This window comes from Burkholderia plantarii, from assembly GCF_001411805.1.
GTDB classification, from domain to species: domain Bacteria; phylum Pseudomonadota; class Gammaproteobacteria; order Burkholderiales; family Burkholderiaceae; genus Burkholderia; species Burkholderia plantarii.
Window position 1 is genome coordinate 2,506,414 of the sequence record NZ_CP007212.1, and the last position, 26,646, is coordinate 2,533,059.

Below are 26,646 nucleotides of genomic sequence, written 5' to 3' on the forward strand. Positions count from 1 at the left end.
GCCCGACAGCACGCCGGCAAGAATGGAAACGAAGGGAAACGATGCCCGCCGCGTCGATGCAGCGGACGCGAGGTCAATCGAGGACGGTCACCTGAATCGGCGTTTCGGCAGGCAGGACAAACGAGTCGACGCGACCGGCGCGAAGCGCGATGAGCAGACGCTGACATTCGGAGACCCGGGCCTGCTCCCCGGACGACAGCGCCGCATCATCGGCGGTCAGTGTGTTGAGTTCCGCGATCACCATCGCGATGGCACTGCGGCGGGCGACAAAGAATCGGTTCATGACCCGTCCGGACGATACAGCGAGAGCGTGTCGGCGCGAGGTCATGCTTCGCGCCACGAAGCGCGCATGATACTGCAAGCGCCCCCGCCGCGTGCGGCGCGGCTCCACGGCGACGTGTTCGTGGGGGTCTGGATGACGCCTCCCGTGCCATCCGGGCCGAAACCGGATGCCGGCGGGCGCCGCCACGCAATCAACGCCGCCGGGCGCCCCGCAGCGCAATGCCCGGATTCCTCCGGGCAACCCTCGCTTCACCGCTATCCGGCTATTTCACGGTCGCCAGCTTCGCGTTGACCTTGATCGTGTCGCCCACCGCCAACGAGCCGAAATCGAGCGGCACCTTCTTCTCGAACACGACGCACAGCGTCGAGCCGCCGTAGTTGAAGTAGCCGAGTTCCTCGCCTTTCTTCACGTGCTGGCCATCCTTCACCACCAGGGTCAGCGACGAGATTTCGGTGATCCCGATCGGCATCACGTACACCGAGCCGAGTCGGGCATCGTCGGCCTCGATCGACACCAGCGCGCGGTTGTTGACGGCCGCGCCGTAGACCTGCGACTTGACGCCGGCATCCGGATCGAATTCGTGATCTTCGTTTTCGCTGAACAGCAGGCCGTCGACGTTCCGGAACGAGACCACGCCGTCCACCGGCGCGTGCCAGCGGTGGTAATCGGCGCCGCTCAGGAAGATCTGCACCACCGTGCCGCCCACGAACCGTCGCAGCAGCGCATCGTCGGGGTGATCGAGCATGTCGCGCAGCGAGTAGTCCCGCTCCTTGAGCCAGAACACGCCGTCGGCCTGCACGTTCGTATCGATCCGGTAGACGGTGCCGTCGTTCGGCGCCGTGACGATGGCGGCATCGCCGACGCCGGCGATCGGGCGATATTCGGACTGGATTTCACGATGGAAGAAGGCGTTGTAGGACGCGAAGCCGCCATGCTCTGCCGACCAGTCCACGACGAAATCCCTCAGCTTGAATTCTTCCGTGGCGGCCCTGCCGAGCCAGCCGTTCGTGTCGTTGCGGTTCAGCACCCAGCAACTGTCGGCGCTGTCGAGGTAGTCGGCCCAGGTCTTCAGGATCGCCCGCAGACGCTCGTTGAAATCCGTGAGCCGGAACAGCGCCTTGCCGGCCTGCGTGGCCATCATGTTCACGAACAGCGCCGACATCGGGAACAGCACGCGGGCCTTCGGATCGGCGTTGTATTCGGGCGCGGTGGTGCAGATCAGGTCCAGCTGCGCCAGCATGTCGTCGATGTCGAGCACGTTCTTCTTGAACGCGGCGCTCTGCTCGATCGCCTCGATCACGTACATCCGGACGATGCTGTCGGCGTTGATCAGGTCGGCCATCGCCTGCACGGACGGATGGCGGCCCACCGCTCCCCGTTCGGCGAAGCGCGCCGCCGCGCGCGTCTGCAGATCGACCTGCCATGCGATCAGCGCATTGCGGTCCCGGGGAAGATAGCCGGCGACGTAGCCGAAGCTTTGCCGATAGCGCGCGTCGAGATCCTGCTCGGAATAGGTGGTCATGTCACGGTCCCTCGTCGTTTATTGTCAATGCCGGAACGCCACGCGTGCCAGGCGTGCCAGGCGTGGGCCATGCCGGCGCGATACTCGTCGGACTGCCGGGTCATGCGGAGGCCAACCGCCAGCCAATCGCGCCCCGGCTTCGCACGCCTGAATGGAACATCGGATATCAAAAGAATTCACGGAGTCCGGCGGGCCATGAAACGGCCGATCATCGATACCGGATACGTCCGGCTCCGTCGCGCCGGGCCTACCGGGACCCGATGTTTTGCGCCGTCGTCGTTTCAAACGAAAGAATGAAAGCGAATTGCCATCCGCCTGTATGGCGTTCTTTACTTTCCCCGAGAACGCTCGCTCGCAACTCTAGCAAAGTCGATTGACGAGTACAACGATGCGGCCGCGCATCTTTTCAAAATCGGTCGCATGAAATCGACATCACGATGCAATACCAAACGGCCGGGATATTTCGATAATCACCCGAATGACCTCGCGTGCCGAGATGCCGGGCCGGCGCATATTAATCCGGGTTGAATCGACGCCGTCTTTTCACGCCGGCCCGGCGAATCGATCCGCCTTTCGGTCCGCCTTCGTCACGCGCCGCCGTCGGCGCCCAGCGAGCCGTATTCGATCGGCATCCGCGTGAAGAACAGATGCACGCCCTCGCCCTTCAGCCGGGCCAGCAGCGCATCGATCTTCGCGTCGTCGGCGATCAGCGTCACGGCCACCGGCTGGTCCACGAGTTCGAAGAAACGCGCGGCATGCAGTTTTCCACTGGAATCGACCGCTTCCGAAATTTCGGCAACCGTGGCCCCGATGATGCCGGCGCTGGCGGCCTCCTCGAGCAGCCATTCGACGACGGTCAAATGCCTGACCCGATGGCTCTGGTTCGCGGCGTAGAGGGTGAGTTGGCTTCCGTTCATGAGTACCTCCGGGCTGGGGCGAACGCCGTCACCTCGCGGCAACCGGGCGGAATGCGCGCGCATCGCGTGAAGGACGGAACAGGGATCGATCGCACGGGAAGCCGCCCCGAGGGAGCCGGGCGTGACCGGCGGGTGGGGTCGGGCAGCGATGCCATCGCCTGCGGGCGAGTCTAGCATGCGTGCCAGGCATGTCATCGGCCTGCCGGACGCCGCATCGCGATGCCAATCAGCATGCGGGCACACATCGCTGCCGGGCAACCTCGAATTTCTCGACAGGCATCACGCCGGCCGGAACAATCCCGGTAATTACCGACATATCAGAATGGGCAATTGATTCATCAAAATCCCGATAAAAAATAATCCTCATATCTTTTAAAGAGGCATGCTACGCTGCCCACACCGCGCGCCCGCCGGGCCGGAACGAACCCGGTGAATATCGGCGCGCGGCAAAGGCGGCTCAATACGCCGCTGATCACACAATAAAAATACGAGATTCGCTGCTTTCCTTGCTATGACTCGCACCCGGTCCGGGCATGCTGAAAGCCCGGAATATTGACGTGAAAAAAGCGCCGGAATATCCGCGTTTTTAAACACCGAGGAGTTCATATGTCAATGCTTCCCGACCGCCGCCTGACACTCGCCGCCATCGCGTTCGCCGCGATGACGGCCGCGCTGAGCGCATACGGCGACGGCGCCGTCCTCAAGCAAAACGCCGCCACTCGAATCGCCACCTCGAACACGCCGTACTTCGGCCCGAACGTCGTGGTGTTCGACCCGAGCATGTCGAGCGCGTCGATCCAGTCGCAGCTCGACAACGCCTTCAATTCGCAACTGCTCAGCCCCACCGCGCAATTCGGCTCGCAGCGCTACGCGTTCCTGTTCAAGCCTGGCAGCTACAGCAACATCAACGCGAACGTCGGCTTCTACACGTCGATCGCCGGCCTCGGGCGCAATCCGGACGACACCGGCATCACCGGCAGCATCAACGTGGACAGCGGCTGGAACTACGGCGACCAGTCGAACGCCACGCAGAACTTCTGGCGCTCGGTGGAAAACCTCGCGGTCACGCCGAACGGCGGCACCGATCGCTGGGCGGTCTCGCAGGCAGCGCCGATGCGCCGCGTCCATATCCGGGGCAACCTGACGCTCGGCCCGTCGAACCAGGGCGACGGCCAGGGCTACTCGAGCGGCGGCTTCATCGCCGACAGCAAGATCGACGGCACCGTGTCGTCGGGCTCGCAGCAGCAGTGGTACACGCGCGACAGCACGATCGGCGGCTGGACCAACGGCGTCTGGAACATGGTGTTCTCGGGCGTGAGCGGCGCGCCGGCGCAATCGTTCCCGGCCACCTGGAACGCCGCGCCGCCCTACACCACGCTCGCCACCACGCCGTTCTCGCGTGAAAAGCCGTATCTCTACATCGACAGCGCGGGCAACTACAACGTGTTCGTGCCGTCGCTGCGCACCAACTCCAGCGCGATCACCTGGGGTTCGGGCTCGACGCCGGGCACCTCGATCCCGATGAGCCAGTTCTACGTCGCGCAGCCGACCGACACGGCGGCCACGCTGAACGCCGCGCTGCAGCAGGGCCTGAACCTGTTCTTCACGCCCGGCACCTACCACCTGAGCCAGGCCATCGCGATCACGCGCGCCGATACGGTCGTACTCGGCATCGGCTTCCCGACGCTGACGCCCGACAACGGCACCAACGCGATGACGGTGGCCGACGTCAACGGCGTGAAGATCTCCGGCCTGCTGTTCGACGCCGGCACGGTCAACAGCGGCGCGCTGCTGACGGTGGGCACGGCCGGCTCGTCGGCCAGCCACGCGAGCGACCCGATCAGCGTGCAGGACGTGTACTTCCGCATCGGCGGCGCGCAGGCCGGCAAGGCCACCAACAGCCTGGTGGTGAACGCCAACGACACGCTGATCGACCACATCTGGGCATGGCGCGCCGATCACGGCTCGGCGCCCACCGGCTGGACCGTCAACACGGCCGACACCGGCCTCGTCGTCAACGGCGCGAACGTGCTCGCCACCGGCCTGTTCGTCGAGCACTATCAGAAGTACAACGTGCTGTGGAACGGCCAGAACGGCAAGACGATCTTCTTCCAGAACGAACTGCCGTATGACGTGCCGAACCAGGCGTCGTGGATCAGCCCGGCCGGCAACGGCTACGCGGCCTACAAGGTCGCCGACGGCGTGACGAGCCATCAGACCTGGGGCATGGGCAGCTACTGCTTCTTCAACGTCAACCCGTCGGTCAACGCGCTGCACGGCTTCGAGGTGCCGCAGACGGCCGGCGTGACGCTGCACGACACGCTCACCGTGTCGCTCGGCGGCGTGGGCACCATCACCCATATCGTCAACAACACGGGCGCGCAGGCGGCCGGCACGTCGACGATTCCGGTGAACCTCGTCAGCTATCCGTGATGGCGGCACGCCGGGCGCGAACGACGTAACGCCCCGGCACGGGGGCGCGCCGGGCCGCGACGATCGCCGCATCGCGATCGTCCGGCGCCCGGCCGCCCCTTCCCGCGGCGGCGCCGGTCCCCATGCTAGGATGCCTCGACACCGAATCGAGGTACGCCATGGATACACCGCGATACGAGATATTCGAGGAAGAGAACGGCCGCTGGTATTGGGAACTGCAAGCGGCCGAAGGCGCCATGGACGGCCCGCGCGGCACTCGCGCCACCTATTCGCCGGTCGGCTTTCCGACTCGCGAGGAAGCCGAGCTCAACCTGCATCTGTTCGACACGAGCCCCTCGGACCGGCACGGCCGCAAGGTCCTGCCGAAAGCGACGCTCGACGACCTGATCCGCCTCGCCGCGGACGGCTGCCCCGACTGCGTGGGCGTCGAAATTGCTCCGGCCCGGCCGCAGGCGCCGGACCACGACGGCTGCAACTGGACCTGGGTCGCCGCGAGCGATGCCGCCGCCGGCTGCGTCGACTGCGTGCGGGAGGCCGTCGAGGCGCTGCGCGCGATCTGCAATCTTCCCGACGACCCGGCCTGATCGCGCGGCGCGGCACCCTCGCTGCGCCACCGCGTCGTCACCGGCCCGTCCCGCGCCCACGCCCGCCCGGCCGGCATGCGCGGCAAGCCGTTGCTACAATCGGCTCACTGCGTGCTGCGCCGCGCCGCGGCCGGCGCAGCACGTCACGCTCCCTTTTCCAGGCATTCGACTCCATGACCAAACGAGCATTGATCATCGGCGCGACCGGCATCGTCGGTCGCAATCTTGCGGACCATCTCGTCGGGCTCGGCGACTGGCAGGTCACCGGCCTGTCGCGCGGCCGCACGCCCATGCCGGCGCGCGTCGAGGCGCTGACAGCCGACCTGACCTCGCCTGACGCCGTGGCCGGCGCCCTGCGCGACCGCGCGTTCAGCCACGTGTTCTTCACCGCCTGGGCGCGCCAGTCGACCGAGGCCGAGAACATCCGCGTCAACGGCGCGATGGTGCGCAACGTGCTCGATGCGCTCGGCCCGGGCGGCAAGCTCGAGCACGCGGCGCTCGTCACCGGCCTGAAGCACTATCTCGGGCCGTTCGAGGCCTACGCGCGGGGCGCCGTGCCGCTCACGCCATTTCGCGAGGAGCAGGGCCGCCAGCCGGTCGACAACTTCTACTACGAGCAGGAGGACCGCCTGTTCGAGGCGGCTCGGCGCCACGGCTTCGGCTGGAGCGTGCATCGTCCGCACACGATCATCGGCTTCGCGCTCGGCAACGCCATGAACATGGGCGTGACGCTCGCCGTCTACGCGACGCTCTGCAAGGCGAGCGGCGCGCCGTTCGTGTTCCCCGGCTCGCCCGCGCAGTGGGACAGCCTGACCGACATGACCGACGCGCGCCTGCTGGCCCGGCATCTCGAATGGGCTGCGACCGCGCCGGGCGCGCGCGACGAGGCGTTCAACGTCGTCAACGGCGACGTGTTCCGCTGGAAGTGGATGTGGCAGCGCATCGCCGACTATTTCGGCATCGAGGCCGCGCCGTTCGACGGCCAGACGCGCCCGCTGGAAGGTCGGATGCAGCAGGCCGGCGCGCAATGGCGCGAGATCGCCGCGCGCGCCGGGCTGGTCGAGCCCGACGTCGAGCGGCTCGTCTCGTGGTGGCATACCGACGCCGATCTCGGGCGCCCGATGGAAGTGCTGACCGACATGAGCAAGAGCCGCAAGGCCGGCTTCCTCGATTACCAGAGCACCGTCGACGCGTTCCACGCGCTGTTCGATCGCCTGAAGGCGGAGCGGGTCATCCCGGCCTGAGCCGCGCCCGCGCGGGCGAAGGCCGGCGGCGCGCCGCGCGGCAAGGCACGGCGCCGCCGCCCACGCACACACGCACGCCGCCCCGGTCTTCCCTGAGGGACCGGTTCCTCGCCGCGCCGCGCTTCGCATGGCGCGACATCGCTTCCTGTCATCGACATGACATGGCGCCGGGCGTGATTCACTCTAGCCGGAACCGCCGCCGGCCCTTGCATGCCGGCGCGCTCGAGAGACCCGACGCTTTCAGAAGGAGTCCGGATGCCGCCCGTGAACCGCCTGCCGACGCCCCCGCCGTCGACGGTCACGCGTGAGTCGACCGGCACGACGCCTTCCACGACGGAGCCTCCGCGCAACGCCGCGGTGGCGCCGACCTCGATCCGGCACGCCGGTGGCCCGCTCACGACGCTGGCGCATCTGACGCGGCACGGCGGCCACGCGTCGCTGACCGCGAAGCATCGGGGCGGCGCGACCGCCGCCCTGCCCGACCGGGCTGGCGGCCCCGGCGCCGGGCCGGCAATTCAGTCCGCTACCCAGGCGTCGGCACAGGCAGCCCTTCAGACGCGCCCCTCGACCGCCGGCAGGCTCGCCGCGACGCCAACCGCCAGGCCCGGCGCCGCGTCCCGTCTCGCCGATGCGTCCGGCTACGGCGATCCGGCCCAGGCCGACGGCGACGGCGAGTCGGTCCACGCGGAAGGCCGCCATGCGCACGGCTCGTCGAACGCGCGCCTGCTCGCGCCGCTCGCCGCCGTCACCATGCGCATGCCGCTGCGCACGCGGCGCAGGCGCCATGATCCGAACGACATCCCCTCCGACGACGACGAGGATCGCGCCTCGGAATGGCAGCCGTCCGAGTTCGAATTCAACGCGTTCTCGAAGGACCTGCTCGGCGCCTCGGGCACGGTCCACATGCCGGCCGGCGCGGATGCGCTGCTGCCCAACGCGGCCGCGCACCGGCTCGGCGAGACCAGCGCGCGGCCGACCGCGCCGCCCGGCTCGCGCATCGGCGCCGACGCGGCCGGCGGCGACGCGCTGCGCGAACCCGGCGAGATCCGCAGCGTCGACGACCTGAAGCGCTTCATCATGGAAACGGGCCGTGCCGGCATCTCCGTCGAGCTGGGCCATTCCACCGTGTCGCCGAACCACGAGATGCTGTACGGCTATCACGGCCTCGTCTATCACGGCGCCACCCACACGCCGCGCGAAATCCGCGCGGCGGGCGGCCTCTTCAGCGGCAAGCCGCTCGACGTCGACGCGAACCTGCTCGAAGCGCAGGGCCTCGCGGACCCGAAAGGCGCGACGGGCGACGCCGGCATCTCGACCTCGAAGGTCGCGTCGGGCGCGCTGGCGCGCGCGGCCGCATCGGCCGGTGCGTCGGCTGGCGCCGATCGCGCCTACGTCTACGTGATCGACACGCGCAGCCTCGACGCGTCCGACCAGGCCTACGACCTCACCCGAACCCTCGTCGAAGCCGGCCACCTGCCGGCCGGGCAGGACCCCGACGGCCACGACGATCCGACCGGCGCCGAAGTCAACGCGACCCACATTGCCGATTCGGCGATCGTCGGCTGGGTCGCGCTCGACGACGTCCAGGCCACCGCCTCGCGGCTCAGTCAGGCCACGCCGCAGGCGCGTTCGAGCCTGCTCGGCGAACTGGTTCGCGACAACGAGGCGCGCGTGCATCTGAACGACGGCCGCGCCACGATGGACGACTGATGCCGGACGGCCGGCGCGTCGGTCTCGATCCGCCACCCCGCCCACCTGTCTCGCCCGCGCCGCACGCCTTCGCCGTCGGCGCCGCGAGACTGCAACGATTCGTTACAGAGGCACCAATCCATTTCCGCGCGCGCCGCGCTCCCGCGCCGTGGCCGCAACGCGCGTACCCGCCTGCGGCCGCCTCGCGCGAGCCCCGCTCGTGATCGGGCTCGGCGTGTCGGTATTGGCGTTATCCCGGAGTTTTTCGCGAATCCTTTCAGGGCTCGATGGATGAAACACGACGTATATTTTTGTTACAAATTACGATGGGAGCCGAATTACCGAGACGGGATACTGCGTAAAACAGCAAGCATCTGTCACCGAGTCAGCATCCACCACGAGGCGAGAACCGATGAAAATCGCCATTCTCGGCGGTCCGGCGAATCAAACGAAGCAGCTCGAACTGTGGTTGAGGAGCGGCGGACATCAGCCAGCATTCTTCAAGTCCGGCAATGCCTTTTTCAGCGCGCTGCGGCGCAACGGCTTCGATCTGCTGATGGTCGACGTCGCCCTGCCCGACCTGTCCGGCATCGACCTGATCGCCTGGGCGCGCCACCATTTCGAATGGCACGTGCCGGTCATCGCCATGACGGCGCGCGACGCATGGCACCTGGCCGCCGACGCGCTGAAGGCCGGCGCCGACGATTATCTGGTCAGGCCGATCCGTGAAGCCGAAATCCAGTCGCGCATCAATACGGTCACGCTGCGGCATGCGCCGGAGCCCGGCGACGTCATCGAGATCGGCGATTATTCGATCGATACCAAAAGCACGAAAATCATTTTGAATGGCGAGCCCGTCAATCTGACCCGTAAGGAATTCGAACTGGCCGCGTATTTTTTCCGGCATCCCGATCAGCTGATTTCTCATGAAACGCTGCTCGGCCGGATCTGGAAATTGCAGAGCGATATCGATACGCGCACGGTGGCCACCCACGTCAGCCGGATTCGCAAGAAGCTGCGGCTCGACGGCTCGCACGGCTGCGAAATCCTGTCACTCTACGGCTACGGCTATCGCTGCCTGATCGACCGGCCGGCCGAGACGCCCGCCACCGCCGCCCGCATCGCCGACATCGATCCCGCGGTCGTGCCGCCGGTGGTCGAAACGAACGCGACGCCGATCGAGCTGATCGCCGCGACGCCGCGCTTCGACACGCCCGGCGCGCCCGCCGCCCGCGGCACGCTCGCGCCGCCGGCCATGCCGCCCGACGAGACGGGCGCCGCGACGCTTCACGACGGCGCACGGCCCGTCGATCGCTACGTCGCGAACCTGCTGAAGGAACGACAGGATTTCGAGGAGCAGATCCGCCGGCTGCGCGACGCGTTCTGCGAGGCCACGCTCGAGCTGCGCGCGCTGAAGCGCCAAGGCGGCCCCCGCCGGCATCACGAGATCGAAGCGCTCGCCGACTACAGCGAGGATCTCGCCTGAGCTTGACTCCGGCCTCGGATCCGGGCCTGGTCCCGGGTCCGGATCTGGATCCGGATCGCGCGCACCCGTTGCTCGGTATCGCCCACCGCGCCGCGCCCGCCAACCCGGCTCCGAAACGACGACGCGGCCGCCCCGTCCGGAGCGGCCGCGTCATGCCGTTCACGGCCGTCGAGTCGCGCCTTACTTCTTGTCCGGATCGTCGGACGGCGTCGGCTGCTTGAACGGGAACGTGCTGAACATCGATTTCGCCTGGCTCTGCATCTGCTCCTGCATCTGCACGAACATGTTCTTCGACTGCTCGATGTAGCTCGTCATCATGCCCTGCATCATCGGCGCCTGCATGTTCATGAACTGCGACCAGACCTCGGGGTTCATCGCGGTGTTGGTGTCGTAGAGATTCTTCGACTGATCGGTGAGCTTGTTCTGGATGTCGATGAACGCCTGGATGTTCTTCTCCAGGTAGGTGCCCATCATGCCCTGCATCGCATGGCCGTAGAAGCGGATGATCTGCGAGAGCATCGAGGACGAGAACATCGGCACGCCGCCGCTCTCCTCCTCGAGAATGATCTGCAGCAGGATGCTGCGCGTGAGGTCCTCGCTGCTCTTGGCGTCGACGACCTTGAAATCCTCCTGCTCGAGCACGAGCTGCTTGACGTCGGTGAGCGTGATGTACGTGCTCGTTTCGGTGTCGTACAGCCGGCGATTCGGATATTTCTTGATGAGTCGTTCGGCAGTCTTCTTTGTAGTAGTCATATAACACCTTGTGAGCGCCGCTACGGCGCGATGACGGCGCTTGCCGGCGCGACGGCGCGCGGCCGGGCGGAGCGCATTCGGAATCGTCGGGCCCGTTCGCGCGGCCGCCCCACACGGCTGGCCGCGCGCGCGGGCCCGGCCCCTCAGCCCATGTGCAGGCCGCCGTTCAGCGAGAAGTCGGCGCCCGTCGCGAAGCCCGATTCTTCCGAGGCGAGCCACGACACGATCGAGGCGATCTCGTCCGGCGAGCCGAGGCGGCGCACCGGAATCGTCGCGACGATCTTCTCGAGCACGTCGGGGCGGATCGCTTTGACCATGTCGGTGCCGATGTAGCCCGGCGAGATGGTGTTGACGGTCACGCCCTTGGTGGCCACTTCCTGCGCCAGCGACATCGTGAAGCCGTGCAGGCCGGCCTTCGCGGTCGAGTAGTTGGTCTGGCCGAACTGCCCCTTCTGGCCGTTCACCGACGAGATGTTGATGATACGGCCCCAGCCGCGCTCGACCATGCCGTCGATCACCTGCTTGGTGACGTTGAACAGGCTCGTCAGGTTCGTGTCGATCACGGCCTGCCAGTCTTCCAGCGTCATCTTGCGGAACACCACGTCGCGCGTGATGCCGGCGTTGTTGACGAGCACCTCGATCTCGCCGACCTCGGCCTTGACCTTGTCGAATGCCTGCTTGGTCGACTCCCAGTCGCCGACGTTGCCCTCGGAGGCATAGAAATCGAAACCCAGCGCCTTCTGATCCTCGAGCCACTTCGCGCGGCGCGGCGAATTCGGCCCGCAGCCGGCCACCACCTTGAAGCCCGCCTTGTGCAGGCGCTGGCAGATGCTCGTGCCGATGCCGCCCATGCCGCCGGTTACGTAAGCAATTCGCTGAGTCATACAGAACACTCCATTTATCGTTGTCGAAGCGCCGGACGGCGCTTCGTTCGTCTCGTTTCGCCTCGTTGCACGGCGCGCTCCCACCGCGCCGCGCGGCGTATCAGGGGCGCTCGACCGCCAGCGCGACACCCATCCCGCCGCCGATGCAGAGCGACGCGAGGCCACGCTTGGCATCGCGCTTCTGCATCTCGTGCAGCAGCGTGACGAGGATCCGGCAGCCGGACGCGCCGATCGGATGGCCAATCGCGATCGCGCCGCCGTTGACGTTCACCTTCGAGGTGTCCCAGCCCATCTGTTGATGCACGGCCAGTGCCTGCGCCGCGAATGCCTCGTTGATCTCCATCAGGTCGAGATCGCCGACCGACCAGCCCGCACGTTCCAGACAGCGGCGCGAGGCCGGCACCGGGCCCATGCCCATCACCTTCGGATCGACGCCGGCGTTCGCATAGGCCTTGATGCGCGCGAGCGGCGTGAGGCCGAGCGCCTCGGCCTTCTTCGCCGACATCACCAGCACCGCGGCCGCGCCGTCGTTGAGGCCCGACGCGTTGGCGGCCGTCACCGTGCCTTCCTTCGTGAAGGCCGGCTTCAGGCCCGCCAGCGACTCGGCCGTCACGCCGTGGCGCACGAACTCGTCGGCGGCGAAGCGCAGCGGCTCGCCCTTGCGCTGCGGGATCTCGATCGGCACGATCTCGTCGTCGAAACGGCCCGACTTCTGGGCGGCCTCGGCCTTGTTCTGCGACTGCGCGGCGAACGCGTCCTGCGCCTCGCGCGTGATGCCATATTCCTTCGCGACGTTCTCGGCCGTGATGCCCATGTGGTACTGGTTGTAGACGTCCCACAGGCCGTCCACGATCATCGTGTCGACCAGCTTCGCGTCGCCCATCCGGAAGCCGTCGCGCGAGCCCGGCAGCACGTGCGGCGCCGCGCTCATGTTTTCCTGGCCGCCCGCGATCACGATCTCGGCGTCGCCGGCGATGATCGCGTTGGCGGCCAGCATCACGGCCTTCAGGCCCGAGCCGCAGACCTTGTTGATGGTCATGCCGGGCACGGCCGTCGGCAGCCCCGCCTTGATCACCGACTGGCGCGCCGGGTTCTGGCCCGAGCCGGCCGTCAGCACCTGCCCCAGGATCACTTCGTTGATCTGGTCCGGCGCCACGCCGCCGCGCTCGAGCACAGCGCGGATCACGGTCGCGCCGAGCTCGGGCGCCGCGATTTTCGCCAGCGAACCACCGAACTTGCCGACCGCGGTACGCGCGGCCGATACGATCACTACGTCAGTCATGTCCTTGTCCTCCAGGCCGGCCTAGCGCGACCCGCTCAAGTTGAAAAAATCCCGAGGGCAGCCGGCGAGCGTGCGCCGCCTGCCACGATCCGTCAATGTTCTTCGCGCCGCTTCAATTGCGTTCCAGCACGTAGCGGCCCGGCGCCGGCTCGATCACCGGAAACTGCGCCGAACCGAGCGTGGCGCGCGGCTTCGTCTTGCGGCCGCCGTACTGGTCGAGCCAGTCGATCCATTCGGGCCACCAGCTGCCCGGATGCTCGGTGGCCGCCTCGAACCAGTCCTGCGCGTGCTCGGGCAATTCCTTCGCGTCGGGCGCGTCGAACGTCCAGTAGCTGCGCTTGTTCTTCGCGGGCGGGTTGATCACGCCGGCGATGTGGCCCGAGGCGCCGAGCACGAAGCGCAACGGCCCGGTCAGCAGCGAAGTGGAGGCGTAGGCGGTCTGCCACGGCACGATGTGATCATCGCGCGAGCCGTAGATGAAGGTCGGCACGTCGATCCGCGTGAGGTCCACCGGTTCGCCGCAGACCGTCAGCGCATCGGGCTCGCGCAGCCGGTTCTCGAGATAGGTATGGCGCAGGTACCACGCGTACATCGGCCCCGGCAGGTTGGTCGAATCGCTGTTCCAGTACAGCAGGTCGAACGGCGCCGGCGTGCGGCCCTTCAGGTAGTTGTCGACCACGTAGTTCCAGAACAGATCGTTCGGCCGCAGGAACGAGAACGTGTTCGCGAACTCGATGCCGTGCATGAGCCCCGGCGTGCCGCCGTTCTTGCCGCCGATGGTCTGCTCGCGCATCTGCACGTGCGCCTCGTCGACGAACACGTCGAGCACGCCGGTGTCGCTGAAGTCGAGCATCGCGGTGAGCAGCGTCATCGAGGCAACCGGGTGCTGCCCGCGCGCGGCCAGCACCGCGAGCGCGGTGGCGAGCATGGTGCCGCCGACGCAGAAGCCGAGCGCGTTGACCTGCTCGCGCGCGCTGATCTGCTGCACGACGTCGAGCGCGGCCAGCACGCCGTCGTTCATGTAGTCGTCCCAGGTCGCGCCGGCGATCGACGCGTTTGCGTTGCGCCACGACACCAGGTACACCTGGTGGCCGCTCGCGAGCGCGTGCGCGACGAGCGAACTCTCGGGCTGCAGATCGAGGATGTAGAACTTGTTGATGCAGGGCGGCACGATCAGCAGCGGCCGCTCGTAGACGCTCGGCGTGACGGCCTGGTACTGGATCAGCTGGATCAGCGCGTTCTCGAACACCACCGCGCCCTTGGTGCTCGCGAGATTCCTGCCGACCACGAACTGCGATTCGTCGGTTTGCGAGATCTTGCCGCGCTGCAGGTCGGCGAACAGGTTGCTGATGCCCTGCCGAAGGCTCTCGCCCTGCGTCTCGAGCAGGTTCTTCTGCGCTTCCGGGTTGAGTGCGAGGAAGTTGCTCGGCGCGGTCGCGGCGGTCCATTGCTGCACCGCGAAACGAATCCGCTCGCGCGTTTTCGGGTCGGTCTCGACCGCGTCGGCGAGCGCATGCAAATAGCGCGCGTTGAGCAGGTACCAGGCCGCCGTGAACGCATGCGCGGGCGAGGCCTTCCAGGCATCGGCGCTGAACCGGCGGTCCTTCAGTTCGGGGGCGACAAGCTGCGCCGAGGTGGCCTGCCGGAACAGCTCCGCGCTCTCGCGCGCGTAGTCGGCCTGCAGCTGCTGGAGCCTGGCCGGCGGCACCGACGCGACCGGCAGCGCCATGCCGGAGAGCGGCGCCGCGCCGCCCTGGCCGAACAGGCCCGCGAACGGCATGCCCGCGCCGGCCGCGGCCGGCCACTCGGGCAGCGTCGGCATCGTGAAGGGGAAGGGAAACGCCGCGGATGCGTCCGGACCGGGCCGCGCCTGCTGCGCGGCCGCGCGCAGCGGCTCGGCGAAGCGGCTCCAGGCATCGAGCCACGCGCCGAACATCTGCTGCATCGGCTGGGACGCATCGGCCGCCTGGCGCCCCGGGGTGAAGTCCGCTTGTGAGGAAGTCGACGAATTTTTCGGTGCTGTCATACCTGCGTTACCGGTGATTCCTGGCGGAGCATCTGGACATCCTGCGTCAACATCCGTCGAGACCGCGCGACACGCTTCGCATCACGCGCTAGAGGACTGCTTCCAGATTCTGCCGCAGTGCAGTAGTTTTATCATTATCGTTTTCCCCATGTGAAGCGGCAGGCGAAAACGCTCGGGTCCACGACCATGCGGCAATCGGCCGCTACTTGTGCCGTCACCCTTGGCGGGACACGACGCTCGAACCAATTGGAGCAAGTTCGGACCCGTCAGGTTCCGTAGCAGAAATGATGTCACGCGCCGCAGCAAACTTACCCTCGCATTTCTGCCTGGACAGGCAAGAAATACCCGCCTCGCCATGCACGATTCGCTGCGGCGCGCCTCGATTCGGGTCATGCCCTGCAACGAACCGCGCCGACATCCAGCAATCCGAAACGGCGCCGGTGCGCCGCGCAATTCACCTCACGCGTCGATCCATATCATCGCGGCCATCCGGCCCGTCACGCGATCGCGGCGGTACGAGTAATAACGCTCGCGCTCGGTGACCGTGCAGGCGCCGCCGCCCGCCACCTCCGTGATGCCGAGCCGCGCCGCGCGCAGCCGCGCGAGCGCGTAGAGATCGGCGTGGTATTTGCCGGGCGCGGCGTCGATGGCGACGAACGCGCGTGTGCTCGCCTCGCGCTCGGCGGGCGTGGCGGCCTCGGCGAACGCGGCTTCCACGTCGGCGCCGACCTCGAACGCGGCCGGCCCGATCGCCGGCCCCAGGTACACCCGCAGCCGGCTCGCCTCGATGCCGGCCAGCGCCGCCACCTGCCGTGCCGCCTCCTCGACGATGCCGGCCACGAGCCCGCGCCAGCCCGCGTGCGCGGCCCCGACCGCACGGCCGTCCGGATCGCAGAACAGCACCGGCATGCAGTCGGCCACCATCACCACGCAGACCGCACCGGGCACGTCGGTCACGCTCGCGTCGGCGCGCACCACGGCCGCGTCGGCAACCGGATCGGCAGTCGGGTCGGCGGACCATTCGGCCGCCCGGGCCAGCACCGCGTCGGCGCGCACGACTTCGGTGCCGTGGACCTGTTCGAGCCAGGCCGCGCGCGGCTGGCCCGTCAACGCGAGCAGGCGCGCGCGGTTAGCCTTGACGGCGGCCGGCTCGTCGCCGGTGTGACGGCCGAGGTTCAGGCCGCCCGGCGCGTCGCCGCCGGCCGCCGACCAGCGGCCGTAGGGCGCGGCGCTCACGCCGCCGTTGCGCGTCGACACCAGCGCGCGCACGCGCGGCGCCACGCGCCAGTCGGGCCGCAGGCAATCGTTCCAGCTCAGCTCGGGCAGCAGGGGGTTCGCCATTCAGTCCTCGTCGTGATCGTCCGGGTCGTCATGCGGCATCTCATCGTAGAAGATCTCGCCGTCGTAGTCGTCATCGTCGTCATCGTCGTCATCGAAGCCGGCCTCCTCGGCGCCGAAGCCGAGCGCGGCCGCGAGCGCGGCGATGTCGTCCGGCACCGCGCAGCGCCACTGCATGGTGCGGCCCGTGACCGGATGCACGAGTCCGAGGCGCCATGCGTGCAGCGCCTGGCGCGAGAACTCGCCCGGCAGCGCGGCCACCGAGCGCTTGCCGCGCGCCCGGCCGTAGACCGGGTCGCCGAGCAGCGGATGGCCGATGTGCGCGCAATGCACGCGGATCTGATGCGTGCGGCCGGTCTCGAGATCGCACTGGATCGCCGAGACGGGCTGGTTCTGCCACAGCACCGAATCGACGGTACGAAAGTGCGTGCGCGCCGGCTTGCCGGAGGCGCCCGTCACGACGGCCATGCGCGTGCGCTCGCGCGGATCGCGGCCGATCGGCGCGTCGATCGTGCCGTCGGCCGGCATGCGCCCCCACACCAGCGCGAAGTAGCGGCGCTTCACGGTGCGTGCCTGCAGTTGCCGGACCAGATCGGTCTGCGCGGCGAGCGTGCGCGCCACCACCATCAGCCCCGAGGTTTCCTTGTCGAGCCGATGCACGATGCCGGCGCGCGGCAGGCCGGCGGCCGCCTCGCCGTAACGGTGCAGCAGGCCGTTGAGCAGCGTGCCGCTCCAGTTGCCGGCGGCCGGATGCACGACTAGGCCGGCCGGCTTGTTGATCACGACCAGCGCGTCGTCCTCGTAGACGATCGACAGCGGCACCGGCTCGGGCGTGAACGCGAGCTGCTCGGGCAACAGGTCGGGCGCGAGCTCGATCGTCGCGCCGAGCGGCACGGGCTGGCGGATCCTGGCGGGTTCGCCGTCCACGCGCACGCGCTGCGCCTCGATCCAGCTTTGCAGCCGGCTGCGCGAGAATTCCGGAAACAGTTGCGCGAGCGCCTTGTCGAGCCGCTCGCCGGCCAGCGCGGGCGGCACGGCGACGACGCGCGGCGCCTCGTCGGCGGCGGCGTCGGAGGCCGGCGCGGCAAGCGCGTCGCCGGACAGGTCGTCGTCGAGCGAATCGGTCCCCGAAGCGTCGGGCGGGGTGGAGCTTGGGCTATAATCTGCGCTATTTGCCGTGCCCGACCGGGCACGGGATGAACTTGAACGGGTCATTTAGACTGGGTCACCGAGACTGAAAGCTAGGACATGCGAGCCCTATTCACCATGATGAATTCGACCAAACGTGTGGCAAAACCGCTAGCCGCGTGGGCTACGCTGGCTGCAGCCGCCGCACTGATCGCCGGTTGCCACGGCTTGCCGCAGAAAACCGATGAAACGGCGACCTGGTCGAACAACAAATTATACTCAGAGGCTCAGGATGCCCTGACCGGCCGCGATTGGGGCAAGTGCGCGAAGTATTTCGAAGCGCTGCAAGGCCGCGACCCGTTCGGCCATTTTGCCCAGCAGGCGCAGATCAACGTCGCGTATTGCAACTGGAAGGACAACGAACTGACGGCGGCCGATCAAGCCGTCGACCGCTTCATCCAGCTGCATCCGGATCACCCCGACATCGCCTATGCGTACTACCTGAAGGGGATGATCCACTTCAACGACGATCTCGGCCTGTTCGGTCGCTTCTCCGGCCAGGACATGAGCGAGCGCGATCCGCAGGCGCTGCGCGAATCGTATGACGCGTTCAAGATCGTGGTGGACCGCTATCCGAAGAGCAAGTACGCGCCGGACGCGGCCGCGCGGATGCGCTACATCGTCAACGCGCTCGCCTCGCACGAGGTCCACGCAGCCGACTACTACTACCGCCGCGGCGCCTACGTGGCCGCCATCAACCGCGCGCAGCTCGCGATCACGCAGTACAAGAACGCGCCGGCGATCGAGGACGCGCTGCACATCATGATGCTGTCTTACACGCGCCTGAACGAGCCGCAGCTCGCCGACGACACCAAGCGCGTGCTGGCCGGCACGTTCCCGGACAGCCCGTACATCACGGGCCATGCCCGTCCGGGTGCGCAGAAGCGGGCGTGGTGGCAATTCTGAGGTCCGCTACGGCACGCGGCGACACCGCCGCGTGCGCTGCCCGATCTCTCGGGCGCATGAAAAAACCCGGCCACGGCCGGGTTTTTTACTGGGCGTGACGCGATCGACCGCCGTGACCGCCCCGTCGAGCCGTCAGGCGCGGATGCCGCGCCCGCCCTCCTCGAAGAACTCTCTCACCACCTCGATCTCTCGCGTGCGCTTGAACGGCGGCAGACTCTGCCAGATGCGGCGCCCATATGGCTTGTCGACGAGCCGCGTGTCGCAGATCATCAGTACGCCGCGATCGGTCTCGGCGCGGATCAGCCGGCCCGCGCCCTGCTTCAGCGTGATCACCGCCTGCGGCAGCTGGTGGACCGCGAACGGGCTCAGGCCTTTCTTGGTCAGCGCGTCGAGCCGCGCGGCCAGCACCGGATCGTCGGGCGGCGCGAACGGCAGCTTGTCGATCACGACCAGCGACAGCGCGTCGCCGCGCACATCCACCCCTTCCCAGAAGCTCTGGCTGCCGACCAGGATCGCATTGCCGTAGGCGCGGAAGCGGTCGAGCAGCTCGGTGCGGCTCGCGTCGCCCTGCACCAGCAGCGGCAGCTTCCAGCCGCGCGCTTCGATCGTCTCGCGCAGCTTCGCGGCGATCCGGTCGACCGCGCGCAGCGTCGTACAGAGCATGAACACGCCGCCGCCCGAGGCCTCGATGGCCGGCAGCGCCGCGTCGAACACCGCGTCGGTGAAGGCCGGCGACGACGGCTGCGGCAGGTCGCGCGGCACGTAGAGCAGCCCCTGCTCGGGATAATCGAACGGGCTCGGCAGCGTCATCGAGCGGCGCGAGCTGAGGCCCATCTGCGCCGCGTAATGCGTGAAGTCGCCGCGCACCGACAGCGTCGCCGACGTGAAGATCCACGCGCGCGGCACGCCGGCGCGCTGCTTCGCGAAGATCGGCGCGACCGACAGCGGCGTCTCGTGCAGTTGCACGGTCTGCGAGAACACCTCGACCCAGCGCACCTTCTCCCCCGGGTCATCCTGCGGCTTCGCGCCGGACTCGCCCTCGGGCGCCTTCGCCGCCGCGTTCGCCTCTCTCGCCGCCTGCGCCGCGGCCGCCTCCGGCGCGACCCAGCCGGCCAGGATGCCCTGCAGCTCGCGCGCGCGGCGCAGGCAGGCGCCGATCGACTCGGCCCGCTCCGACTGGCTGGCCAGCGCCGTGGCGAGCGCGTCGAGCGCCGCGTCGACGTCGTCGAGCGCGCCGAACAGCGGATGATCGTCGCCGAGCTGCGCGAGCGACATCCGCACGATGCCGCTGTCCGCGAACGCAAGCCGCACGTCGCGTGCCGCGCGTTCGAGCGCACCGCCGAGCTTGACCCATTCCACCGCGTCGCGCGCGTGCGCGAGCCCTTCCACCACGGCGTCGCGCGCGAGTTCGAGGATCTGCGTGGTCGAGAGCGTCTCGCCGAAGAACAGCGTGGCCGTCTCAGGCAGCTGGTGAGCCTCGTCGAAGATGATGGTGTTGGCGCTCGGCAGCAGTTCGGCCATGCCGGTGTCGCGCAGCATGATGTCGGCGAAGAACAGATGATGGTTGACCACCACCACATCGGCCTGCTGCGCCTCGCGACGGGCCTGCATCACGAAGCATTCCTTGTAGTGCGGGCACTCCTGGCCGAGGCAGTTGTCGCGCGTCGAGGTGACCATCGACCAGACCGGCGAGGTCTCCGGCACGCTCGCCAGCTCGGCCTTGTCGCCGCTGCGCGTGATCTTCGCGAAGCGCACGATCTCCTGCAGGTAGGCGGTGTCCTGCCGCGTCGGCAGGCGGCCGTTGTCGGCCGTGCGCTGCAGGTAGTAGTGGCAGAGGTAGTTGGCGCGGCCCTTCAGCATCGCGACCGTGACGGGCACCGCGAGCGCGTCGCGCACGGTCGGCACGTCGCGCTGGAACAGCTGGTCCTGCAGGTGCTTGGTGCCGGTCGAGACGATCACCTTGCCGCCCCACAGCATGGCCGGCACCAGATAGGCGTAGGTCTTGCCGGTGCCGGTGCCGGCCTCGACGATCAGCGTGTTGTCGGCGCCGTCATCGGCCTCGCTGGCCGCGGCCGCGCCGCGCGCGTCCTCGCCGGTCGCGGCGTCGCCCCGCAGCTTGCGTGCCGGGCGCTTGCGATTGTCGAAAATTTCGGGCTCGGGCAGTTTGCGCGCGGACGCCTCCATCGCGGCGGCGACGGCGCGCGCCATGTCGATCTGGGAGGCGCGCGGACGGTAGCCGTCGAGCGCGCGCGAGAACAGGCCACCTTCACCGAAGATCGCGTCGAGTTCGGTCACGCGCGCGCGGCTCGGCATCGCCAGGCCGTTCGGCGTCGACGTGCGCGACGGCGCGGCGGACGGTTCGTCGCGCCGCGCGTCGGCGGTGGCTTCTAACGGAGAATTCAAGGCAAGCGGTTCCTATGTCCGGTGCCCGACCCGGCCCCGGCGCTTGCCAGGCCCACGATCAGGCGTGCTGATCCGGTTCGAGCTGCGACTGCAGCATGATGATTTTGTCCTTGGCCAGCAGCTTTTCCTTCTTCAGCCGATGGAGCGCCAGGTCGTCGATATCGGATCGGCCTTCCTTCTGCTCGATCTCGCGGGCCAACTGACTGTGCTGCTCCTGCAACGACACCAGCCGGTTGCGCAGGTCCTGCCTCAGGTCCGCTTGACGGGTTTGCATGCTCGCCTCCTTCAAAAGAACCGGCGCGACGCAACGGCCTGCATTACCGTTCACGCTTTGCCGGGATTGCGTTGGAACGAAATCCCCCCTCGCGTCTGGCGTGACGACGTGCGCGGCACGCCCTACTGCTGTTGTTGCTGCTTTTCCTTGGCCTTCTGGGCCGCCTGGCGCTGGCGCTCGGCGACGTCGGCCTGGTGCTGCGCGGCCTCGCGCTGCTTGTCCTCATAGCGCGCGACGTTCTGCGCGCGCTCCTGCGCCTTCTCGGCCGCCTGCGCATGCGCGTCGTCGAGCTTGCGCTGGAAATCGGCCTGCTTCTGGTCGTAGGCCTGCTGGTTCGCCGCGTGCTGCGGCCCCTCCGCCCCGCGCTGCGCCTGCTTCAGCGCGTTCTGGCGCTGCTTGTCCTCATAGGCCGCCGCGTTCGCGGCGTCGGTCGCCGCGCGCTGCGGCGCCTCGGCCTGCTGCCGGGCCGCCTTCAGCGCGATCTGCTCGTCGCGGCGCTTGGCGCGCACGGCGCGCTGCTCGTCATCGAGCGCGAGCTGCTGCTGGCTGATGCCCGAACGCTCCTCCCGCATCGCGTCGCGCGCCTTGGTCAGGCAGGCGTTGACGAAGAACCGGCTGTAGCAATCATGTTCGGCCACGGCATAACGATAATTGTTTTCCGCCGTGCGTTGATTGAGCACTTTTTGGCGGGCATCAAAATCGTGGTCCTGCGTCGATTCGGCGGCGTCGGCGGTGGCCGCCGAATCGGCCGCGGACGCCTGCGCGGCGGCCACGGACGACGCGGCGCCGAGCACGAGGGCCAGCGCGGCAACGGTTGAACGGGAGATTGGCAACGTCATAGGAAAGCAGCGGGACATGGGGCGAATTCTAACACCGCGTGGCGGCCGTCGCGGCGGGGGCCCCGCGCATTTATGGCAAAATGCCCCGCTCCATTCACCCGCCCGGCCCGGTTCGCCGGCCACGGGCGTTCCAGAAGGCCGTAGACGCACTCACATCCCATGACGGAAACCGTAGCACTCAAGATCGTTCAGCGCATCGCCACCGAACTCGCGGTCCAGCCGCGCCAGGTCGCGGCAGCCGTGCAACTTCTCGACGAAGGCTCCACCGTTCCGTTCATCGCCCGCTACCGCAAGGAAGTGACGGGCAATCTGGACGACACGCAACTGCGCCAGCTCGAAGAGCGCCTGCTGTATCTGCGCGAGCTCGAGGACCGCCGCGCGACGATCCTCGCCAGCATCGAGGAACAGGGCAAGCTGACCGACGAACTGCGCGCGGCCATCGAGGCCGCCGACAGCAAGCAGGTCCTCGAGGATCTGTACCTGCCGTACAAGCCGAAGCGCCGCACGCGTGCCCAGATCGCCCGCGAGGCCGGCCTCGAGCCGCTCGCGCAGGCGCTGCTCGCCAACCCGCTGCTCGATCCGCTGACCGAGGCCGCCGCCTACGTGGACGCCGAGAAAGGCGTGGCCGACCTGAAGGCCGCGCTCGACGGCGCGCGCGACATCCTCTCCGAACAGTTCGGCGAGACGGCCGAGCTGCTCGGCAAGCTGCGCGACTATCTGCACGCCCAGGGGGTCGTGTCCTCGGCCGTGATCGAGGGCAAGGAAAGCGAGGAAGGCGAGAAGTTCCGCGACTACTACGACTACTCGGAAACGCTGAAGACGGTACCGTCGCACCGCGCGCTCGCGCTGTTCCGCGGCCGCAATGCCGGCGTGCTGACGGTCAGGCTCGGCCTCGGCGAGGAACTCGACGCGCAGGTTCCGCACCCGGGCGAGGCGATGATCGCGCGCCATTTCGGCATCGCGAACCAGGGCCGCCCGGCCGACAAGTGGCTGTCCGACGTCTGCCGCTGGTGCTGGCGCGTGAAGGTGCAGCCGCATCTGGAAACCGAGCTGCTCACGCAGCTGCGCGAGGACGCCGAGAGCGAGGCGATCCGCGTGTTCGCGCGCAACCTGAAGGACCTGCTGCTGGCCGCGCCGGCCGGCCCGAAGGCCGTGATCGGTCTCGACCCCGGCCTGCGCACCGGCGTGAAGGTCGCGGTGGTCGATCGCACCGGCAAGGTGCTCGCCACCGACACGATCTATCCGCACGAACCGCGCCGCGACTGGGACGGCTCGCTCGCCAGGCTCGCGCGCATCGCCGCGCAGACGCAGGCCGAGCTGATCAGCATCGGCAACGGCACGGCCTCGCGCGAGACCGACAAGCTGGCGAGCGAACTGATCGCCAAGCACCCCGAGTTGAAGCTGCAGAAGATCGTCGTGTCGGAAGCCGGCGCGTCGGTCTATTCGGCCTCGGAACTGGCCGCGAAGGAATTCCCCGAACTCGACGTCTCGCTGCGCGGTGCGGTGTCGATCGCGCGGCGCCTGCAGGACCCGCTCGCCGAACTCGTCAAGATCGAGCCGAAGGCGATCGGCGTCGGCCAGTACCAGCACGACGTGAACCAGCGCGAACTCGCGCGTTCGCTCGACGCAGTGGTCGAGGACTGCGTGAACGCGGTCGGGGTGGACGCGAACACCGCCTCGGCGCCCCTGCTCGCGCGCGTGTCGGGCCTCAACGCCACGCTCGCGCGCAATATCGTCGACTACCGCGACGCGAACGGCCCGTTCCCGTCGCGCGAGCACCTGCGCCGCGTGCCGCGCCTCGGCGACAAGACCTTCGAGCAGGCAGCCGGCTTCCTGCGCATCAACGGCGGCGAGAATCCGCTCGACCGCTCGTCGGTCCACCCGGAAGCGTATCCGGTCGTCGAGCGGATGCTCGCGAAGATCAGCAAGCGCATCGACGACGTGCTCGGCAACCGCGACGCGCTGTCGGGCCTCTCGCCGACCGAATTCGTCGACGACCGCTTCGGCCTGCCGACCGTGCGCGACATCCTCGCCGAGCTCGAGAAGCCGGGCCGCGATCCGCGCCCCGAATTCAAGACCGCGACGTTCCGCGAAGGCGTCGAGAAGGTCTCCGACCTGCTGCCGGGGATGGTGCTCGAAGGCGTCGTGACGAACGTGGCCGCGTTCGGCGCGTTCGTCGACATCGGCGTCCATCAGGACGGGCTGGTCCACGTCTCGGCGCTGTCGACGAAGTTCATCAAGGACCCGCACGAGGTCGTGAAGGCCGGCCAGGTCGTCAAGGTCAAGGTGATCGAGGTCGACGTCAAGCGCCAGCGGATCGCGCTGACGATGCGCCTCGCCGATGACGCGAGCGCCGCCGGCACCGGCCGCGGCGCGGGCTCCGGCGCCGATCGCGGCGCGCCGCGCGGCGGTGCCGGACGGCCGCAACGTTCGCGCGACCCGGAACCGGCCGGCGCGATGGCCGCCGCGTTCGCCAAGCTCAAGCGCTGACGGCGGCACGCCGCGGCGGCTGGGTGCCGAGCCCGCATCGATCGTCGATGCGGGCTTTTTTCGTGCCGCTCGCCGCGTGATGCATGGCCGAACGGCCGGCGCCCGCCCATGAAAAAAGCCGCGCGACGCGCGGCTTTTCCTGATGCCGGGACCGAACCCGCGGCAAACCGCGGCCCCGGCCTCAGATCTCGATCTTGGTGCCCAGCTCGACCACGCGGTTCGCCGGAATCGCGAAGAAGTCGGTCGGTTTCGCGGCGTTCTGGTGCATCCACGCGAACACGCGCTCGCGCCAGATCGACATGCCGGGCAGATGGGTCGGCACCACCGTCTCGCGTGCCAGGAAGAACGAGGTGTCCATCAGCTCGAACGACATGTCGTGCTTGCGGCCGATGACCTCGAGCACGGCCTTCACGTCGGGCGTCTCGTTGAAACCGTACTCGGCCCGCACGATGTAGAGGCCGCCGCCCGCCTCGCGCACGCTCACGCGCTCGTCGTCGCGCACATAGGGAATGTCGCGCGTGACGAACGTCAGGAACAGCGTGCGCTCGTGCAGCACCTTGTTGTGCTTGAGGTTGTGCAGCAGGCCGACCGGCACCAGCCGGTCGTTGCCGGTCAGATAGATCGCGGTGCCCGACACGCGATGCGGCGGATGCGCGAGCAGCCCCTGCAGGAACGGCATCAGCGGAATGCCGTCGGCCGCGGTGCGTTCCTTCACGATATGGCGGCCCTTGAACCAGGTGGTCAGCAGGAAGAACAGCAGCGCGCCGATGCCGAGCGGCAGCCAGCCGCCCTGCGCGACCTTCAGCAGGTTCGCGCCGAAGAAGCCGAGATCGATGATCAGGAACACGCCGATGATGAGCCCGACCAGCATCCGGTTCCACTTCCAGACGTTGATCATCACGACGCAGGCCAGCACCGTGGTGATCACCATCGTCGCGGTCACGGCGATGCCGTAGGCGGCCGCCAGATTGTCGGACGACCGGAAGCCGATCACGATGCAGAGGATCACGAACAGCAACAGCCAGTTGACCACCGGCACGTAGATCTGTCCGATCGCGAGATCGGAGGTGTGCAGCACCTTCATGCGCGGCACGTAGCCGAGCTGGATCGCCTGGCTCGTCAGCGAATACGCGCCCGAGATCACCGCCTGCGAGGCGATCACGGTGGCCACCGTCGACAGGATCACGAGCGGCAGCAGCGCCCAGTCGGGCGCCAGCAGGAAGAACGGGTTCTCGATCGCCTTCGGGTTCTGCATCAGCAGCGCGCCCTGGCCGAAGTAGTTCAGCACCAGCGACGGGATCACGAGCACGTAGCCGGCGAGCCGGATCGGGCGCGCGCCGAAGTGGCCCATGTCGGCGTACAGCGCTTCCGCGCCCGTCAGCACCAGCACTACCGAGCCGAGCACCACGTAGGCCTGCAGCACATGGTCGGCCATGAACGAAAACGCGTAATACGGATTGATCGCCGCGATCACGAGCGGCACGCGCGCGATGTGGTAGATGCCGAGCGCGGCCAGCGTCAGGAACCAGATCACCATGATCGGGCCGAACAGCTTGCCGACCATCGAGGTGCCGTGGCGCTGGATCCAGAACAGCGCGATCAGGATCACCACCGTGATCGGCAGCACCAGATGCGTGAGTTGCGGCGTCGCGATCTCGAGGCCCTCGACGGCCGACATCACCGAGATGGCCGGCGTGATCACCGCGTCGCCGTAGAACATGCAGGCGCCGAAGATGCCCAGCGCCATCAGGATTCGCGTCAGGTGCCGGCGCGATTCCACCGAGCGCAGCGACAGCGCCATCAGCGCGAGCACGCCGCCCTCGCCGTTGTTGTCGGCGCGCATCACGAACATCAGGTATTTGACGCCGACCACCAGCATGATCGCCCAGAACAGCAGCGAGATCACCCCGAGGATCGAGCTCTGCGTGAGCGGAATGCCGTGGGCGGGACTGAACGCCTCTTTCAGCGAATACAGCGGACTGGTGCCGATATCGCCGAACACCACACCGATCGCCGCGACGGCGAGAGCCTGCAAGGAGGTGTGGCGTGTGCTCGAGTGGTTCGTGTCGGTCATGGAAGCGTAACGTTCCGTTCTGGGGTCGGAA

20 protein-coding genes are annotated in these 26,646 nt (G+C 68.0%); 7 read left to right on the forward strand and 13 right to left on the reverse strand.

All coding sequences use genetic code 11. The features are described 5' to 3' along the window. Positions 1-73: 73 nt before the first annotated feature. From bpln_RS10640 to bpln_RS10650, 3 genes are all read right to left on the reverse strand, one after another. A complete protein-coding gene (locus bpln_RS10640; RefSeq protein WP_055138800.1) occupies positions 74-283 on the reverse strand; it encodes a hypothetical protein in 210 nt (69 codons plus the stop codon). Between the two features lie 262 nt (positions 284-545). Next, positions 546-1,805: a phosphatidylserine decarboxylase family protein gene (locus bpln_RS10645; protein ID WP_082465265.1), complete on the reverse strand. Its 1,260-nt coding sequence runs from the start codon at positions 1,803-1,805 to the stop codon at positions 546-548. A gap of 587 nt (positions 1,806-2,392) precedes the next feature. Beyond that, entirely contained in the window at positions 2,393-2,722 is a 330-nt protein-coding gene (locus bpln_RS10650; protein WP_042625155.1) for a DUF190 domain-containing protein, read from the reverse strand. A 606-nt stretch (positions 2,723-3,328) separates the two neighbouring features. On the opposite strand from bpln_RS10650, the gene bpln_RS10655 reads away from it, so the two are divergent. The 5 genes from bpln_RS10655 to bpln_RS10675 all read left to right on the forward strand — a co-directional run bounded on the left by bpln_RS10655 (position 3,329) and on the right by bpln_RS10675 (position 10,158). Continuing rightward, positions 3,329-5,155, forward strand: coding sequence for a hypothetical protein (locus bpln_RS10655; protein WP_080937192.1), 1,827 nt, complete (start codon positions 3,329-3,331; stop codon positions 5,153-5,155). Between the two features lie 158 nt (positions 5,156-5,313). Next, positions 5,314-5,739, forward strand: coding sequence for a YegP family protein (locus bpln_RS10660; RefSeq protein WP_055138801.1), 426 nt, complete (start codon positions 5,314-5,316; stop codon positions 5,737-5,739). 173 nt (positions 5,740-5,912) lie between these two features. Next, positions 5,913-6,983: an SDR family oxidoreductase gene (locus tag bpln_RS10665; protein ID WP_055138802.1), complete on the forward strand. Its 1,071-nt coding sequence runs from the start codon at positions 5,913-5,915 to the stop codon at positions 6,981-6,983. 255 nt (positions 6,984-7,238) lie between these two features. Further along, positions 7,239-8,693, forward strand: coding sequence for a hypothetical protein (locus bpln_RS10670; protein ID WP_055138803.1), 1,455 nt, complete (start codon positions 7,239-7,241; stop codon positions 8,691-8,693). A 391-nt stretch (positions 8,694-9,084) separates the two neighbouring features. Then, positions 9,085-10,158, forward strand: coding sequence for a response regulator transcription factor (locus bpln_RS10675; RefSeq protein ID WP_042625160.1), 1,074 nt, complete (start codon positions 9,085-9,087; stop codon positions 10,156-10,158). Between the two features lie 180 nt (positions 10,159-10,338). Here the strand turns inward: bpln_RS10675 and phaR are convergent, their stop codons facing one another. The 6 genes from phaR to bpln_RS10705 all read right to left on the reverse strand — a co-directional run bounded on the left by phaR (position 10,339) and on the right by bpln_RS10705 (position 17,656). Continuing rightward, the gene (phaR, locus tag bpln_RS10680) at positions 10,339-10,911 is read right to left on the reverse strand and encodes a polyhydroxyalkanoate synthesis repressor PhaR (protein ID WP_042625161.1); all 573 of its coding nucleotides are present in this window, start codon (positions 10,909-10,911) and stop codon (positions 10,339-10,341) included. 143 nt (positions 10,912-11,054) lie between these two features. Beyond that, complete coding sequence (locus tag bpln_RS10685; RefSeq protein ID WP_042625162.1) at positions 11,055-11,795, reverse strand: 3-ketoacyl-ACP reductase; 741 nt, start codon at positions 11,793-11,795, stop codon at positions 11,055-11,057. Between the two features lie 100 nt (positions 11,796-11,895). Further along, entirely contained in the window at positions 11,896-13,077 is a 1,182-nt protein-coding gene (locus bpln_RS10690; protein ID WP_055138804.1) for an acetyl-CoA C-acetyltransferase, read from the reverse strand. Positions 13,078-13,189: 112 nt separating this feature from the next. Then, on the reverse strand, positions 13,190-15,103 hold the full coding sequence (phaC, locus tag bpln_RS10695) for a class I poly(R)-hydroxyalkanoic acid synthase (protein WP_082465266.1): 1,914 nt from the start codon (positions 15,101-15,103) through the stop codon (positions 13,190-13,192). A gap of 459 nt (positions 15,104-15,562) precedes the next feature. Then, positions 15,563-16,444 (reverse strand): peptidoglycan editing factor PgeF, encoded by an 882-nt coding sequence (pgeF, locus tag bpln_RS10700; RefSeq protein ID WP_055138806.1) that lies wholly within the window; start codon positions 16,442-16,444, stop codon positions 15,563-15,565. Further along, positions 16,445-17,656: an RluA family pseudouridine synthase gene (locus tag bpln_RS10705; protein ID WP_055138807.1), complete on the reverse strand. Its 1,212-nt coding sequence runs from the start codon at positions 17,654-17,656 to the stop codon at positions 16,445-16,447. A gap of 51 nt (positions 17,657-17,707) precedes the next feature. Here bpln_RS10705 and bpln_RS10710 point away from each other — a divergent pair, with 51 nt between their 5' ends. Beyond that, complete coding sequence (locus tag bpln_RS10710; RefSeq protein WP_042625167.1) at positions 17,708-18,535, forward strand: outer membrane protein assembly factor BamD; 828 nt, start codon at positions 17,708-17,710, stop codon at positions 18,533-18,535. Positions 18,536-18,667: 132 nt separating this feature from the next. On the opposite strand, the gene bpln_RS10715 is transcribed toward bpln_RS10710, so the two are convergent. The 3 genes from bpln_RS10715 to bpln_RS10725 all read right to left on the reverse strand — a co-directional run bounded on the left by bpln_RS10715 (position 18,668) and on the right by bpln_RS10725 (position 22,069). Continuing rightward, positions 18,668-20,938, reverse strand: a complete 2,271-nt coding sequence (locus tag bpln_RS10715) for a DNA repair helicase YoaA (protein ID WP_055138808.1) — start codon at positions 20,936-20,938, stop codon at positions 18,668-18,670. A 58-nt stretch (positions 20,939-20,996) separates the two neighbouring features. Next, on the reverse strand, positions 20,997-21,212 hold the full coding sequence (locus bpln_RS10720) for an HP1242/YdcH family protein (protein WP_015875506.1): 216 nt from the start codon (positions 21,210-21,212) through the stop codon (positions 20,997-20,999). Positions 21,213-21,334: 122 nt separating this feature from the next. Continuing rightward, on the reverse strand, positions 21,335-22,069 hold the full coding sequence (locus bpln_RS10725) for a hypothetical protein (RefSeq protein ID WP_055138809.1): 735 nt from the start codon (positions 22,067-22,069) through the stop codon (positions 21,335-21,337). 141 nt (positions 22,070-22,210) lie between these two features. Here bpln_RS10725 and bpln_RS10730 point away from each other — a divergent pair, with 141 nt between their 5' ends. Next, the gene (locus bpln_RS10730) at positions 22,211-24,541 is read left to right on the forward strand and encodes a Tex family protein (RefSeq protein ID WP_042625170.1); all 2,331 of its coding nucleotides are present in this window, start codon (positions 22,211-22,213) and stop codon (positions 24,539-24,541) included. A 181-nt stretch (positions 24,542-24,722) separates the two neighbouring features. On the opposite strand, the gene bpln_RS10735 is transcribed toward bpln_RS10730, so the two are convergent. Next, complete coding sequence (locus tag bpln_RS10735; protein ID WP_055138810.1) at positions 24,723-26,615, reverse strand: potassium transporter Kup; 1,893 nt, start codon at positions 26,613-26,615, stop codon at positions 24,723-24,725. Between the last annotated feature and the right edge of the window lie 31 nt (positions 26,616-26,646).